Source organism: bacterium, assembly GCA_020440705.1.
Lineage (GTDB): Bacteria > Krumholzibacteriota > Krumholzibacteriia > LZORAL124-64-63 > LZORAL124-64-63 > JAGRNP01.
Window position 1 is genome coordinate 1 of sequence record JAGRNP010000028.1, and the last position, 14,338, is coordinate 14,338.

General features: G+C 70.6%; 12 protein-coding genes. 5 read left to right on the forward strand and 7 right to left on the reverse strand.

Annotated features, from left to right (window positions below):
- From KDM41_06440 to KDM41_06450, 3 genes are all read right to left on the reverse strand, one after another.
- Window positions 1-193, reverse strand: a 193-nt coding sequence (locus tag KDM41_06440; GenBank protein MCB1183052.1) for a hypothetical protein, incomplete at its 3' end; no start/stop codon positions are given.
- Complete coding sequence (locus KDM41_06445) at window positions 190-2,790, reverse strand: ABC transporter permease subunit (GenBank protein ID MCB1183053.1); 2,601 nt, start codon at window positions 2,788-2,790, stop codon at window positions 190-192. The genes KDM41_06440 and KDM41_06445, both read right to left, overlap by 4 nt.
- 30 nt (window positions 2,791-2,820) lie before the next feature.
- The gene (locus KDM41_06450; GenBank protein ID MCB1183054.1) at window positions 2,821-3,816 is read right to left on the reverse strand and encodes a phosphate ABC transporter substrate-binding protein; all 996 of its coding nucleotides are present in this window, start codon (window positions 3,814-3,816) and stop codon (window positions 2,821-2,823) included.
- A gap of 260 nt (window positions 3,817-4,076) precedes the next feature.
- On the opposite strand from KDM41_06450, the gene KDM41_06455 reads away from it, so the two are divergent.
- From KDM41_06455 to phoU, 3 genes are read left to right on the forward strand one after another with little or no spacing between them, the layout of a single operon-like run.
- A complete protein-coding gene (locus KDM41_06455) occupies window positions 4,077-4,763 on the forward strand; it encodes a response regulator transcription factor (GenBank protein MCB1183055.1) in 687 nt (228 codons plus the stop codon).
- A gap of 4 nt (window positions 4,764-4,767) precedes the next feature.
- On the forward strand, window positions 4,768-6,543 hold the full coding sequence (locus tag KDM41_06460; protein MCB1183056.1) for a HAMP domain-containing protein: 1,776 nt from the start codon (window positions 4,768-4,770) through the stop codon (window positions 6,541-6,543).
- 2 nt (window positions 6,544-6,545) lie between these two features.
- Complete coding sequence (gene phoU, locus KDM41_06465) at window positions 6,546-7,205, forward strand: phosphate signaling complex protein PhoU (GenBank protein MCB1183057.1); 660 nt, start codon at window positions 6,546-6,548, stop codon at window positions 7,203-7,205.
- 79 nt (window positions 7,206-7,284) lie between these two features.
- Here phoU and KDM41_06470 read toward each other — a convergent pair whose 3' ends face one another.
- Window positions 7,285-8,505 carry a pyridoxal phosphate-dependent aminotransferase gene (locus KDM41_06470; GenBank protein ID MCB1183058.1) on the reverse strand — a complete coding sequence of 407 codons (1,221 nt, stop codon included), beginning with the start codon at window positions 8,503-8,505 and terminating at the stop codon, window positions 7,285-7,287.
- Window positions 8,506-8,647: 142 nt separating this feature from the next.
- Window positions 8,648-10,078 (reverse strand): LysM peptidoglycan-binding domain-containing protein, encoded by a 1,431-nt coding sequence (locus KDM41_06475; GenBank protein MCB1183059.1) that lies wholly within the window; start codon window positions 10,076-10,078, stop codon window positions 8,648-8,650.
- A gap of 208 nt (window positions 10,079-10,286) precedes the next feature.
- On the opposite strand from KDM41_06475, the gene KDM41_06480 reads away from it, so the two are divergent.
- A complete protein-coding gene (locus tag KDM41_06480; GenBank protein MCB1183060.1) occupies window positions 10,287-10,988 on the forward strand; it encodes an MliC family protein in 702 nt (233 codons plus the stop codon).
- 118 nt (window positions 10,989-11,106) lie between these two features.
- A complete protein-coding gene (locus KDM41_06485) occupies window positions 11,107-12,195 on the forward strand; it encodes a hypothetical protein (protein ID MCB1183061.1) in 1,089 nt (362 codons plus the stop codon).
- Here KDM41_06485 and xth read toward each other — a convergent pair.
- Window positions 12,103-12,855, reverse strand: coding sequence for an exodeoxyribonuclease III (xth, locus tag KDM41_06490; GenBank protein MCB1183062.1), 753 nt, complete (start codon window positions 12,853-12,855; stop codon window positions 12,103-12,105). The two genes, KDM41_06485 and xth, sit on opposite strands and share 93 nt — an antisense overlap.
- A 45-nt stretch (window positions 12,856-12,900) precedes the next feature.
- Entirely contained in the window at window positions 12,901-14,316 is a 1,416-nt protein-coding gene (locus KDM41_06495; GenBank protein ID MCB1183063.1) for a sulfatase, read from the reverse strand.
- Window positions 14,317-14,338: the final 22 nt, after the last annotated feature.

The window sequence follows — 14,338 nt, forward strand, 5'->3', positions numbered from 1 at the left end:
CCTGCGACGGCCAGAACGTGATGAAGCCCTGGTAGAACACGAACACGACCAGCGACACGACCATCAGGAGGCCGATGACCAGGCCGCCGCCGCTGAGCCAGACCAGGGGTTCGCCCCGGGCCAGCATGGAGGCCGCCGCCGCCGAGTGCCGGCGCTGGGGCCTCTTCTTGCGGGTCGTCGCTTCGGTGCTCACAGGCGACTCGTCTTTCCGCGGAAATGCAGCCGCACGGCCTCGGCCACCGTGTTCAGGATGAAGGTCATGACGAAGAGCGTCAGGGCCGCCAGGAACAGGGTGCGGTAGTGGGTGCTGTTCTGCACGGCCTCGGGCAGCTCCACGGCGAGGTTCGCCGACAGGGTGCGGAAGCCGTTGAAGATGTTCCACTCCATGATGGGCGTGTTGCCGGCCGCCATCAGCACGATCATCGTCTCGCCCACGGCCCGGCCGAGCCCGATCATGGCCGCCGAGAAGAGGCCGCTCATGGCCGGCGGAATCACCACGCGCACCGCCGTCTGCCAGGGCGTGGCGCCGGCGCCGAGGCTGGCCGCGCGCAGATGGTCGGGCACCGAGACCAGCGCGTCCTCGCTGATGGTGTAGATCAGGGGGATCACGGCGAAACCCATGGCGATGCCCACGACCAGGGCGTTGCGCTGCACGTAGGTGTCGAAGACCGAGCCGCGCGGATCCCAGCCCGACGAGGTCAGCAGCCAGCCCACGAAGACCGTCGCGGACACGGTCAGGGCCGCCACCACGGCGAAGCGGGCCAGATCGTAGAGGGCCACCGTCAGGGGCGGCGTACCCCGCTTCAGGTTGCGGATGACCCCGTCGCCATAGCGCATGTTCAGGAACCAGGCCAGGGTTCCCATGGGCACGATGAGCAGCACGAACCAGCCGCCCAGGCCGCTGCCCACGCGGCCGTCGAGCCAGGCCTTGAAATCGCCGGCGAAGAGCAGGCCCTCCACCAGCGGCGCCAGCCGCCAGGCCACGAGGGCCCCGATGGCCAGCGAGACGAAGACGGCCGCCGGGCGCCAGTTCTCCCAGCGGGCGGCCACATTGCGGGGCAGCAGCTGCCAGAGGTGCGCCCCCACGAGGATGCCGAGCGGGGCCAGCATGAGCACCGTCAGCACCTCGACCACCACGTCCTCGACCCAGGGGGCCACCACGAGCGCCGCCAGGAAGCCGAGCACGACGCTCGGCAGGCTGGCCATGATCTCGATGACCGGCTTGACGCGGGCCCGGGTGCCCTTGTCGAGGAACTCGCTGGTGAAGATCGCGGCGAGGAAGGCCAGCGGCAGGCCGAACAGCAGCGAGTAGAACGTGGCCTTCAGGGTGCCGAAGATGAGCGGCACCAGCGACAGCTTGGGCTCGAAGCTGTCCGAGCCGGCCGACGACTGCCAGACGTAGGCGGGCGCCGGATACCCCTCGTACCAGATCGGCGCGAAGAACGTGGCCGGACTGACCTCGCCGTACTCCGCATCGACACGCCACAGGGCCTCTCCCCCTTGCCCCGTGACCAGGAGCTGGTCCTCCCGCGGGGCGATGGCCACCCGCGTGATCGTGCCGCCGTCCATGCGCCCCTCGCCCAGCTTCCGCTGGTTGGTGACGTTGAACAGCCGCACCGTGCCGTCGCCGTAGCCGGCGGCCAGCATCCGGGAGCGCTCGCTCGCACCCAGGGCGGTCACGGCCGCCGACCCGCCCTCGAGCCGGTGGGCCGCGACGAGGTCGACCCCGCCGACCTTGTCGCGCAGCGGGAACCACACCGTCAGGTCGCCGCCGCTGTCGCCGACCACGAGCGAGATCCGCCCGTTCAGGAAGGCGGCCGCGGTCAGGGTCGCCGTCGGGTCGGCCACGAGGTCCTGCCGGCCGGCGTCGACGAACTCGTCGCCGTCGCGAACCAGCTTCAGGACCGTGCCGTCCGTCTCCAGCAGCAGGGCCAGGTTCCCCGTGTCGTCCAGCTTGAGGGCGGTCGCCGAACCCGCCGCCGGGCCGAGGATCGGCGCCAGGTCCAGCTCTCCCCCGCTGGCCGTGACGCGCACCTTCCCGGTGAGCATGTTCTTGCGCATGGTGAGCTTGCGGTGGTGGAGCACGTGCTCCGCGTCGAGCGCCGCCACGAAGAGCCCGCCGGCGCCCTTCGCCAGGTCGACCAGCCGGACCGGCGCCGCGCCGACCGGGATCGGCTCGGAGGTCGTCAACTCGAGGACCTGGTGCCGCAGCTGCCCTTCGGGCGTCCGCACGACGACGCCGTTGTCCCAGGCCCGGGCCTCACCGACGATCATGTCGGTGTAGCGGTCGGGCACCTCCTCATCGGCGTGGAAGGTGGTGTGCCAGACGAGTTCGGCGGTGCGGACGGTGCCGTCGCCGAAGCCGAAGGCGGCCTGCCCGGTCCCGACTCCGAAGGACCAGGCCGTGGGCCGCAGCGAGTCCCCCACCGCGATGCGGTCGAGGACCGCCCCGTCGGCGAGGTTCCGCACGATGATCTCGCCCTGCGGCGTCATGCCCCAGGACATGTTGCCGTAGCCGTCGACGGCCCCGGCCACGAAAGCGGAACCGCCCGCGCCGACGTCGGTCGGCAGCGGGCGGTCCTCGGCGATCTGCGCCGGCATCAGGAGCGGCAGGACGACCCAGACCAGGAAGAGCCCCACCATGGACACCGCCACGATGCTGCCGATCCCGCTGAGGGTGATCAGCCGCCGCGCCAGGGCGTCCCGGAAGAGGACGGCCCGACGCGGCTTGCGGCTGTAGCGACGGCCGGTGATGCTCCCCTGGCCGTTCCTGGTCGTCTGAGTGCTCATGCGTCCCTGGTCACCGGCATCCGGGCCGGACTAGTGGGTGATCCCGACGGCGGCCAGCTCTTCCTTGCACACGCTCTGCGGCACGGGCAGGTAGCCGTCCTTCACGACGTCCTCCTGGCCGTTCTTGCTGAACACGTAGCGGATGAACTCGGCGCGCAGCGGGTCCAGGTCGGTCCCGGGCTTGTAGTTCACCGACAGGTACAGGAAACGGGCCAGCGGATAGTCGCCACTGTAGGCGTTGTCGGCCACCGCGTCCATGAAAGTCGGGTTGCTGCCGGTCTCGGCGCTCAGGGCCACGGCCTGGACGTCGCTCGTCTTGTAGCCGATGCCCGAGTAGCCGATGCCGTACTTGTCGCTGGCCACGCCCTGGACCACGGACGAGCTGCCGGGCTGCTCCTTGACGGAGTCCTTGTAGTCGCCCTTGAACAGCGCGTGGTCCTTGAAGTAGCCGTAGGTGCCCGAGGCGCTGTTGCGGCCGTAGAGGCTGATGGGCTTGTCGGCCCACTCGCCGGTCAGGCCCAGGTCGCCCCAGGTCACGATGTCCTTGCCGTAGCCGCCCTTGCGGGTCTTGCTGAAGATGGCGTCGACCTGCTGCAGGGTCAGACCCTTGATCGGGTTGTCCTTGTGGACATAGACCGCGAGCATGTCGATGCTCGTGCGCAGCTGCACCGGCTTGTAGCCGAACTGCTTCTCGAACGCGTCGATCTCCTTGCTCTTCATGGCCCGGCTCATGGGGCCGAAGGTGCTGGTCCCGGCGATCAGGGCCGGCGGAGCGGTGGAGCTGCCCTTGCCCTCGACTTCGACCTTCACCGCGGGGTGGAAGCCACGGAAGCCTTCGGACCACAGGGCCATCATGTTGTTCATCGTGTCGGAGCCGATGCTCTTGATGCTGCCCGAAACCTCGCTGCCGGCCTTGTAGGCCTTCAGGGCGGGATCGACGGCGACGCCGGCCAGGGCGGCGTTCGCCAGCAGCAGCACGGCCGCGACCGCGACCAGGCCACTGCGGAACGTCAGGGTGCGGATCATGGGAAACGTCCTTTCGCGAAACACGGAATGCCTTCTGGGCGGAACGACGCGGCGTCCCGCAACTCGGCGGTACGGTAGATGCGCGATGTTAGGGTCGTGAAAAGCCCATGTAAAAATTCTGTAAATCGCGAAGAAACCCATGTTTTGCTGCCCAAAGCGGCCGGTTCCGTTTACAATATCCTAACTTGCCAAAAACACGGGACCGACCGACCGTTCCACCGCCAACCCGGGGTATTCATGACGGTCCAAGGCAGGTCGAAATGTCTGGAGAGAGCATACTCATCGTCGAGGACGAGGACGACATCGCCGAACTGCTGGAGTACAACCTGCAGCGGGCGGGCTACATCCCGTTCAGCGTGGGCACCGGCGAAGACGGCCTGAACGAGACCCGCGACGCCAAGCCGGACCTCGTGCTGCTCGACCTCATGTTGCCCGGCCTGAGCGGCATGGACGTCTGCCGGCGCCTGAAGGCCGATCCGGTCACGGCCACGATTCCCGTCATCATGCTCACCGCCAAGGGCGAGGAGGAGGACATCGTGGCGGGCTTCGACGCCGGCGCCGACGACTACGTCACCAAGCCCTTCCGGCCCAAGGTGCTGCTGGCCCGGGTCAAGGCCGTGCTGCGCCGGGGCGCCTCCGAACGGCGCGCCGAGGACGCCCCGTTCGAGCGGGGCCCGCTGCGGATCCATCCCGGGCGCTTCGAGGTCGCGGTCGACGGCGAACCGGTCGGCCTGACCCGCACCGAATTCCGCATCCTCAACTTCCTCGCCTCGCGGCCCGGCTGGGTCTTCACCCGCAGCCAGATCGTCAAGGCCGTCCACGGGGACGACTACCCCGTCACCGGCCGCTCGGTCGACGTGCAGGTCGCCGCCCTGCGCCGCAAGCTCGGCGCGGCGGGCGATCTGGTCTGCACCGTTCGCGGGGTCGGCTACAAGATGGGCGAATAGGCTCATGGTCGGGCGCGGCAGCCTCCTCTGGACCTTCTTCCCCCCCATCGTCGTGGTCCTGATCACGACCCTCGCCCTGGTCACCGGCTTTTCGGGTCGCGCCATCCGGGGCTTCTTCCTGCGCCAGACCGCGGCCGAACTCGAGGAGATCGCGCGCGTCACCTCCGGCCCGCTGCGCCTGCCCCTCGAACGCGGCGACGACGAGGGGGTGCGCGCCCTCTGCGCCGACTTCGCCGCCAAGAGCGGCAAGCGCCTGACCATCATCCTCGCCGACGGTCGGGTCGTGGCCGATTCGGACGAGGATCCCGACCTCATGGACAACCACGCCGACCGCCCCGAGGTGGTCGCGGCCCTGGCATCCGGCTTCGGCCGCAGCACCCGCTACAGCGCCACCCTCGGCCACCAGCGGATGTACGTCGCCGTGGGCATCCCCGCATCCCTGCCGCGCTACGTGGTGCGGGCCTCGCTGTCCCTCGAGTCCCTCGACGGGCTCATGACCGACGTCTACCGCAAGATCGCCCTGACCGGGCTCATCCTGACCTGTCTGGCCGCCCTGACGAGCTTCCTCCTGGCCCGCAAGCTGAGCCGCGGCCTGAACCAGTTGCAGAACGGCGCCGAGGCCTTCGCCGACGGCCGCCTCGAAGGGCGCCTCACGGCCGACGAGACGGCCGAGATCGCCGCCGTGGCCGAGGCCATGAACCGCATGGCCGGCCAGCTCGCCGAGCGCTTCGCCACCATCGTCAAGCAGCGCAACGAGAGCGACGCCGTGCTGTCGTCCATGGTCGAAGGCGTGCTCGCCGTCGATACCGACGAGAACGTCATCGGCCTGAACAACGCCGGCGGCCGCCTGCTCGGGCAGGACCCGGCGCGGGCCCAGTACCGCAGCATCCAGGAGATCGGCCGCAACACCGGCCTGACCCGGCTGGTCCAGGACGTCCTGGCCGGCCAGTCGCCCCTCGAGCGGGACATCATGCTCAACGGCACCAGCGACCTGTGGGTGCAGGTGCACGCGACGGCCCTCATCGGCCAGGACGACGCCCCCATCGGCGCCCTGCTCGTCATGAACGACGTGACCCGGTTGCGGCGCCTGGAGACCATGCGGCGCGACTTCGTGGCCAACGTCTCCCACGAGCTCAAGACGCCCATCACCTCCATCAAGGGCTTCGTCGAGACGATCATCGAGGATCCGCCGTCCGATCCCGGCGAACTGGAGCGGTTCCTGCGCATCATCAACAACCAGGCCGACCGGCTCGATGCGATCATCACCGACCTGCTGGCCCTGTCGCGCCTGGAGAAGGACACCGACAGCGGGGGCATCGAGACGCATCCCCTGCCGTTGAACGCGGTGCTCGAACGGGTCGTGCGCGACCTGAACAACCTGCGGCCCGAGCAGGCGGCCCGCATCACCCTCGCCTGCGAGGGGGCGCCGCGGGCGCCCGTCAACGCCCCCCTGCTCGAGCAGGCCATCGGGAACCTGCTCGGCAACGCCCTGAAGTACAGCCCCGAGACGGCGACGGTGCACGTCACCTGCGGCGCCACCGAGCACGAGGTCATGATCTCGGTGCGGGACTGCGGTCCGGGCATCGCCGCCGAGCACCTGCCGCGACTGTTCGAACGGTTCTATCGTGTGGACAAGGCCCGCAGTCGCCGCATGGGCGGCACCGGGCTCGGTCTGGCCATCGTCAAGCACATCGCCCAGGCCCACAAGGGCCGCGTCGCGGTCGAGAGCCAGGTCGGCGTCGGCAGCACGTTCACCATCATCCTGCCGCGGGAGGAATAGCCGTGGAAATCCATCTGCAGAAGGAACTCGACCGACTCAAGCGCCGCATCTTCCACCTGAGCGCCCTGGTCGAGGAGAATTTCAAGAACGCCCTGCGCGCCGTGCACAGCGCCGACCAGGACCTCGCCGCCCGCGTCGTCGAAGAGGACCGGGAGATCGACCACATCGAGGTGGAGGTCGAGGAGGAGTGCCTGAAGATCCTGGCCCTGCACCAGCCCGTGGCCACCGACCTGCGCTTCCTCGTCGTCGTCCTCAAGATGAACAACGACCTCGAGCGCATCGGCGACCTGGCCGTGAACATCGCCAGCGTCAGCGCGCTGCGTGCCGGCGCGACCATGCCCGAGGACCTCGGTCACCGCATCCTCGAACTGGGCGAGAAGGCCCGGGCCATGCTGCGTTCGGCCCTCGAGGCCCTGATGGAGATGAACGCCGACGCGGCCCGCGCGGTGCTCGAGCTCGACGACGAGGTCGACGCCCTGTACCTGAGCTTCTCCGGCGAGGTGAAGGCCAAGCTGTCCCAGTGCGACGGCAAGGAGGCGTCGCTGGTCTCGTGGCTCATGGCGGCGAAGGCCATCGAGCGGGTGGCCGACCACGCCACCAACATCGCCGAGGACACCATCTACTCGGTCGAGGGCGAGATCGTCCGCCACGGGCTGAACTAGCCGCCCGGCGCGGCTGGCGCCGGGCCCGGCGATACATCGGGTTCCGGCGTCCGGACGCCCCGGCCGCTCCCGGCGGTCGTCACCTGGTGAAGACCCGGTCCCCCACCGCCAGTTCGGCGCCCGCCTGCGGATCGAGCAGCCAGGCGATGCGCCGGATGCCTTCGCGCACGTCGGCCATGGCCCCGCAGTAGCTCAGGCGCAGGTGGCCGTCGAGGCCGAACTCCACGCCCGGCACCGTCACCACGCGCACCTGGTCGAGCAGGCGCCGCGACAGGGCGGTCGAGTCGGGATCGATGGCGCTGAAATCGACGAAGCAGTAGAAGGTGCCGGCGGGCCTGAGCGGCCGCACGCCGGGAATGGCCGCCAGCAGCGCCATGGTCTCGTCGCGCCGTTCCTGCAGCTCGACGCGCAGCGACTCGACCGAGGCCTGGTCGCCGAGGATGGCCGCCACCGACGCCGCCTGCGACACGGTGCAGGGATTGCCCGACAGGTGGGACTGGATGTTCGACATGGCCTTGATCAGCGCGGCCGGGCCCACCGCCCAGCCGATGCGGAAGCCGGTCATGGCGTACTGCTTCGAAACGCCGTTCAGCACCACCAGGCCCGCGTCCTCCAGGTCGCGGTCGGTGCACTCGAAGCCGTGCGGCACCTCGGCCCCGTCGAAGACGAGCCGATGGTAGATGTCGTCGAGCAGCACGGTCACGCCGCGGTCCTGGCACATGGCGATCACGGCGGTGAGGAACTCGCGGTCGAGGATGTGCCCCGACGGGTTGCTCGGGCTGTTCAGCAGCAGCACCCTGGCGCGGGGCCCGAGGGCCGCGTCCATGGCCGCGAGGCTCGGCTGCAGCGTGCCGGGCGCGCAGGCGACGGGCACCGGCACGCCCCCGGCGATCCGGGTCATCTCGGGATAGCTCACCCAGTAGGGCACCGGGAAGACGACCTCGTCACCCCGATCGACCAGCGCCATCAGGGCGATCATGATGGCCTGCTTCGCCCCCGCCGACACCATGACCTGGGAACGATCGACGCGCCGCCCGTTGAACCGTTCGGTGTAGGCGACGATGGCGTCCTTGAGTTCGGGCGTGCCCGAAGCCGGCGTGTAGCGCACCTCTCCCGTTTCCAGCATGGCGATGCCGGCGTCGAGGGCCTCGCGGGGCGCCACGCTCTTGGGTTCGCCGCCCCCGAGGTGGATGACGGGCTCACCCTCGGTGCGCATGCGGGCCGCCGCCGCATTCAGCTGCAGCGTCGCGGACGCGCTGATCGTGCGCGCGATGGTGCTCAGGACGGGTTTGTCGGACATCGGCAGGCCTCCGGCGACAAGGGAACTGGGGAGAGTGTCCGCACTTGTGCCACCGAATCTATACGGCGGGCCGACCGGATGCCACGGGATTCTGCGCGAAGAGGGGAACGGGGGTCGGGGTCCGCCCGGCGTGGCGTCCGTCCTACTGGATACCGGCGCCCTGGACCGGCGCCAGGCTCGCCGCGGTGGCGCCCTGCGGCAGCACCGGCTGCACCAGTCCGCGCGCCGGGGCCCGACGCATCCCGGCCGCGGGCGCGTCCGGCTCCGCGAGGGTGAGCGCTCCGGGAACGGCCCCGCTCAGGGCGGGCAGCACGTCGAGGGCCTCGCCGTAGCGGCAGGCCGGATTCCACAGACACCAGCCGCGCCCCCCGGCGTCCCGCGCCGCCCCCACCTGGGTGGCGATGTAGGCGCCGTCGTACTTCGTCACCCGGTAGGGGAAGGCCTGCAGCCAGGGCCGGATCTCGGCCTGGCCCGCCACCTGCGCCACGAAGCGCCGCGTGCCCTCGCCGATGAAGTAGTCGGGGTCGTCGCCCGGCCGCTTGCGCCCCTCGAAACCCGGGCCGAAGTGGGACGGGTAGATCATGGGGCAGATCACGTCCACGAGGCCCGCGATGGTCGGCACGTGCTGGCCGGTGAGGGCCAGGTCCTCCATGCGGCCCCAGGCCATGATGCCGTAGAGGTCGGCGCTCACCTTCACGCCGTAGGCCGCCAGGGTGTCCCGGGCCACGGCCAGGAAGTCGCTGATCACGGCGCGCCGGCGCAGGGCCGTATGCTCGAGATCGCCCACCCAGTCGCCCCGCCAGCCGTTGGTCGGGAAGCGCACGTAGTCGAACTGGATCTCGTCGACGCCCGCCCGGGCCAGTTCCGCAGCCAGGGCCAGGTTGTACTCCCGCACCTCCGGCTGCGCCGGATCCATCCACACGCAGCCCCGCTCGCCCCAGGGGTTGCCGGTCGAATCCTGGAGGGCCAGATCCGGCCGGCGGTGGCCCAGTTCCCCGTCGAGGAACAGGGCGAGTCGGGCCACCGTGTACAACCCCCGGCGGTCGAAACGCGCCATCATGTCGTCGAGGGACGAGATCACCGGCGCCGAACGCCCCTTGCCCCACGACGCCAGCGGATGCCGGCTGTGGAACGAGACGCCGCCGTCGATGTCCTTGGCGTCGAAGACGACGGCGTTGCCGCCGGCCGCGACGAAGGCGTCGACCCGGCCGAGCACCGACGAGACGCCGCAGGCCGGGCCGGTCAGGTACATGCCCCTCAGCTCTTCGCCGTCCCGGACGCGGCGCCGCACCTGCGCGACCGGCTCGTCCGGCAGCACCGGCACCTTCAGCTCCTGGCCGATGCGCAGGAAGTTCGAGGTCAGGCCGTTCGCCCGCCGGATGTCCTTGAGCAGGTCGTCCAGGGAGTAGTGGTTCGTGCGGTCGCGGTAGGTCCCGCAGATCTCGATCAGGGTGTCGCCGCTGCGCACCGTGTGCACCAGGGTGTCGGGGCGGGCCGACCCGGCGAAACCGGCCACCGGTGCGATCCCGCTCAGCAGCAGCAGCACGCCGAGCCCGAGGGCTCCGTGGCGCATCGTCCTGGCTGTCGATCGTGCAGAATGCATGGCTGCCGTCACCTGTTTCGTTGCAACTCGAAATCCTGCAGGCCTTTCGGACCCTCGTGGGAGGTTCGTGCAATTCCCGAGCCGAATCCGGACGGGCCGGAAACCGGGACGGGTGGACACGCGCCCGCGCCCGTGCGACGATGGCGCCGCCCGTGCGATCCCCGTCCCGGAGGCCGTCATGAAACGTGTGCTGCTCGTCATCGCCCTGGTCGCCGTCGCCCTGGTCGGCGTGCGGGCCGCCTACCGCGCCGCCCGGGTGCCCCAGCTGCCGACGGCCCCCGCCCAGGGCGCCCCGCGCCCCGACCCCGGCCCCCTGCCCATGCAGGCCTTCGTCTCGGCGACCGGCCAGCACTACCTCGCCGTCTACGACCGCGAGAACCACACGGCGACCCTGCTCGATGCGGTGGGGACCCATGCGCTCGCGCCGGTGCGCACGGCTTCCGGTGCCCGCTACGAGGGCGACGGCCGCATGCTGTGGACGAAGGGCGGGGAGGCGATCCTGGAGATCGACGGCACCCCGGTCGCGGGGCTGACGGTGAGCGGACGCCAGGCCCTGCTCGAGCGCCACTGGCGGGGAGGCGTCACGCTGCTCGCCTCCGGCACCGAGCCGGACTGGTTCCTGGCGGTGCGGCCCGACGGCGCGGAGTTCATCCTCGGCGGCTACGCCGAACGGCACGAACTCCCCGCCGCGGAGCACGACTGGCCACCCGGCCTGGCGCCGGCGGGCCGCTACGTCTTCGGCCGCGGCGACGGAGCCGCGGTGCTGACGATCACGCCCGGCGCGTGCCTGGACGCCATGTCCGGCGAGCCCTACGCGGCCGCGGCGAGCCTCGCCTTCGACGGACGCACCTGGACCGGTTGCGCCCTCGGCCTGCGCTGAGCCGACGGCCGGCGCCGCGGTCGCCGCCGTTCCTGTTCTCCCGTTGTCAAATCGGACGGCCCGCGCTAGGGTACGGTCAGCGTGCGTCCCGGAACCCGATCCCGCGAGAGTCCGCTCCATGCTCCAGCCCGTCTCCTATTCCCGCTCCCTCGACCTCGGTTGGCAGCGCATGCGGCGCCTGCTGCTGCAGCCCTTCAACCTCGGCCGCTGGATGGTGCTCGGGTTCGGGGCCTGGCTGGCCAGCCTCGCCGACGGCGACGGCGGCGGCAGCGACGGGATCCAGTTCGTCCTGGACATGGACCGCAGCGACTTCCAGCACGGGTTCGGGGGCCTGCGGGACGAGGTCGCCGATTTCATCGGCAACGGCCTGGCCCTGGGCGTGATCGTCTTCCTGGTCGTGCTGGGGATCGTGCTGGGGGTGCTCTTCCTCTGGCTGAGCAGCCGCGGACGCTTCATGTTCCTGGACAACCTGGTGCACGGGCGCACCGAGGTGGCCTATCCCTGGAGCGAATTCGCCCGCGAGGCCGACTCCCTCTTCCTGTGGCGGCTGGTCTACGCCGTGCTCGTGCTGATCGTCATCGGGGCGCTGATCGGCGGGTTCTTCGTCGTGCTGGTGCCGGCCTCCGTCCTGGAGGTGCCGACGGCGGTGGGCCTGCCCCTGGCGATCGGGCTGGGGATCCTGCTCTTCGTGACGGCGGTGGTCGCGGGCTACGTCGACTACTTCCTGAACCAGTTCGTGGCGCCGCTGATGCACCGCCACCGGCTGTCCACGGGCGCGGCCTGGTCACTCTTCCTGCCGCAGTTCCGCGCGCGACCCTGGCCCTTCGTGGTGATGGGCCTGTTCTCCTTCGGCCTCACGCTGGTCGGCAGCATGGTCCTGGCCCTGGCCGGGATCCTGACCTGCTGTCTGGGCCTGCTGCTGATGATGCTGCCCTACCTCGGCTCGGTGGTGACCCTGCCCCTGCCGGTCGTGATCCGCTACATGAATCTCGAGTTCCTGGGCCAGTTCGGCGACGACTTCCGCTGCCTCGCCCCCTTCGCGCCCGACCCGGCTCCCGGACCGGACGGCAGCCCGCCCCCGCCGACGCCCACGGCGGCGCCCGGCGCGGCCGGCTCAGGCGAGTTCGAGACTGACGGGGCAGTGGTCCGACCCGAGGACGTCGGCGAGGATGCCGGCCCCGACGAGCCGGGGCCGCAGGCTCCCTGAGATCAGGAAGTAGTCCAGACGCCAGCCGATGTTCCGTTCGCGCACGCCCTTGCGGTTGCTCCACCAGGTGTAGTGTCCCCCCCCCGGCTCGAACTCCCGGAACGTGTCGACGAAGCCCGCCGCGAGGATGTTGTCGAAACCCGCCCGCTCCTCGTCGGTGAAGCCGGCGTTGCCACGATTGGGCCCCGGATTGGCCAGGTCGATCTCCCGGTGCGAGACGTTCAGGTCGCCGCAGAAGACCACCGGCTTGGTCTTCTCCAGCCGGCGCACGAACTTCAGGAAGTCCCGGTCCCACTGGTTCTGGCGGTAGTCCAGGCGCGTCAGCTCGCGCTGGGCGTTGGGCGTGTACACGGTGACGACGAAGAAGTCGTCGTACTCGGCGGTGAGCACGCGCCCCTCGGTGTCGTGGTCGGCGATGCCGAGGCCCGGGAACACGGCCCGCGGCCGCGTGCGGCTGAGAATGGCCGTGCCGGAATAGCCCCGCTTGAGGGCCGGATTCCAGAACATGCCGTAGTCCGGCAGGTCGAGCGTCACCTGCTCGGGCAGCGCGCGCACCTCCTGCAGGCAGATCACATCGGCGCCGTCGCGCCGCACGAAGTCCTCGAACCCCTTGTCGAGGCAGGCCCGCAGGCCGTTCACGTTCCAGGAAATCAATCGCATGCGAGCTCCCGTTCGCGGGTGGTTTGGTCGGGTTGCGGTTCCGGATCAGCGGACGTAGCCCAGCGACCGCAGCTTCTCGCGGGTGGCCTCGTCCAGTTCGACTTCGCTGCGCCCGCCGGGGCGGTAGGCCGCGAGCTCCTGTTCGAGCAGCGCCCGCAGCGCCTTCACGTCGCCCGGTCGTTCGGCGAAGACGTTGTGCTCCTGCCCCGGATCGGCCGCCAGGTCGTGCAGCTGCACCTCGCCGTCGTCGGCCAGGGTCAGGCGCACGTCGCCCACCCGGATCGAGCGCAGGGCACGGTCGATGGCGCCCCGGTCGAGGTCGGGGTTCAGCCGGGCCAGCGAGCCGACCAGATGCCCCTGGGGGCGGGCGTATTCGGCCACGAGGGCCCGCCCCGCCGGCGCCGGCCCGCCCAGCAGCGAACGGCTGTGGGGCGTGGGCACGGGCGCGGTGAAGCCGGCCAGGTCGCCGACCGTGGCGAAGATGTCGCTCAGCAGCACCGGCTCCGTGCGTTCGCCCGCGGCCAGCAGCCCCGGCGCGCGCACGATCAGCGGCACCGCCAGCAGCGACTCGTGCAGGCTGAACTGGTGGTCGACCAGACCGTGGTCGCCCAGATTCTCCCCGTGATCCGAGCAGACGATCAGCACGGTGTCCTCGACGTGACCGGCCTCGGTCAGCGCCGCGACGATGCCGCCGAGCAGGCCGTCGACCGTGGCCACGTCGCCCCAGTAGAGATCGCGGTGGCGGGCCCAGTCCACCTCGCCGAAGGCGTGCAGACCGGCCTGGTACTCCATGCCCCATTCGCCCGTCACCAGGTCGTCCGGGTCGCGCTGCGGCAACAGGTGGCGCCGCACGTCGGCCGGCGGGTCGTAGGGCAGATGGGCCTCGAGCAGGTTGACGAAGGCGAAGAACGGCTGTTCCGGACCGCGGCTCCGCAGCCAGCGGCGGAACCAGCCCACCGAGGCGCGGCCGCCCTGGTCGCCCCGCCAGGTGCCCGCGTCGCCGGCGACGCCGCCCTGCACGGGCGCCTCCTGCACGGTGGCGAAGCCGCGCAGCAGGCCGGTGGTGCGGTCGCTCAGCCAGGGATTGGAGTAGAACGCGGCCGTGGCGTAGCCCGCCTGGCCGAGCAGTTCGGCGAGGGTCGTCTTGTCGGCGTCGAGGCGGGGATTCTGGTGGGTGCAGTGGTGCCCCGCCGCCAGCAGGCCGGTGAACATGGACGCGTGGGACGGGACCGTCCAGGGCGCGGTGGCCCAGGCGTTGGTGAAGACCGTGCTCTCGGCCGCCAGGGCCGCCAGGACCGGACGGGCGGCCGGATCGCGGGCCGCGACATCTTCGCGCACCGTGTCGAGCACGACGAGCACGATGTTCGGTCGGGGCGCGGGCTCGCCGCAACCACCGGCGAGGAACGCGGCGACCCCGAAACAGGCCACGATGAGGAACAGGCGGAACGGCGCCCGGAGCATGAAGTCACCTCGCACGACGGGG

Coding starts and splice junctions, on each gene's coding strand:
- KDM41_06445 (MCB1183053.1), bottom strand. CDS start 2,790: ATGAGCACTCAGACGACCAGGAACGGCCAGGGGAGCATCACCGGCCGT.
- KDM41_06450 (MCB1183054.1), bottom strand. CDS start 3,816: ATGATCCGCACCCTGACGTTCCGCAGTGGCCTGGTCGCGGTCGCGGCC.
- KDM41_06455 (MCB1183055.1), top strand. CDS start 4,077: ATGTCTGGAGAGAGCATACTCATCGTCGAGGACGAGGACGACATCGCC.
- KDM41_06460 (MCB1183056.1), top strand. CDS start 4,768: ATGGTCGGGCGCGGCAGCCTCCTCTGGACCTTCTTCCCCCCCATCGTC.
- KDM41_06470 (MCB1183058.1), bottom strand. CDS start 8,505: ATGTCCGACAAACCCGTCCTGAGCACCATCGCGCGCACGATCAGCGCG.
- KDM41_06475 (MCB1183059.1), bottom strand. CDS start 10,078: ATGCGCCACGGAGCCCTCGGGCTCGGCGTGCTGCTGCTGCTGAGCGGG.
- KDM41_06480 (MCB1183060.1), top strand. CDS start 10,287: ATGAAACGTGTGCTGCTCGTCATCGCCCTGGTCGCCGTCGCCCTGGTC.
- KDM41_06485 (MCB1183061.1), top strand. CDS start 11,107: ATGCTCCAGCCCGTCTCCTATTCCCGCTCCCTCGACCTCGGTTGGCAG.
- xth (MCB1183062.1), bottom strand. CDS start 12,855: ATGCGATTGATTTCCTGGAACGTGAACGGCCTGCGGGCCTGCCTCGAC.
- KDM41_06495 (MCB1183063.1), bottom strand. CDS start 14,316: ATGCTCCGGGCGCCGTTCCGCCTGTTCCTCATCGTGGCCTGTTTCGGG.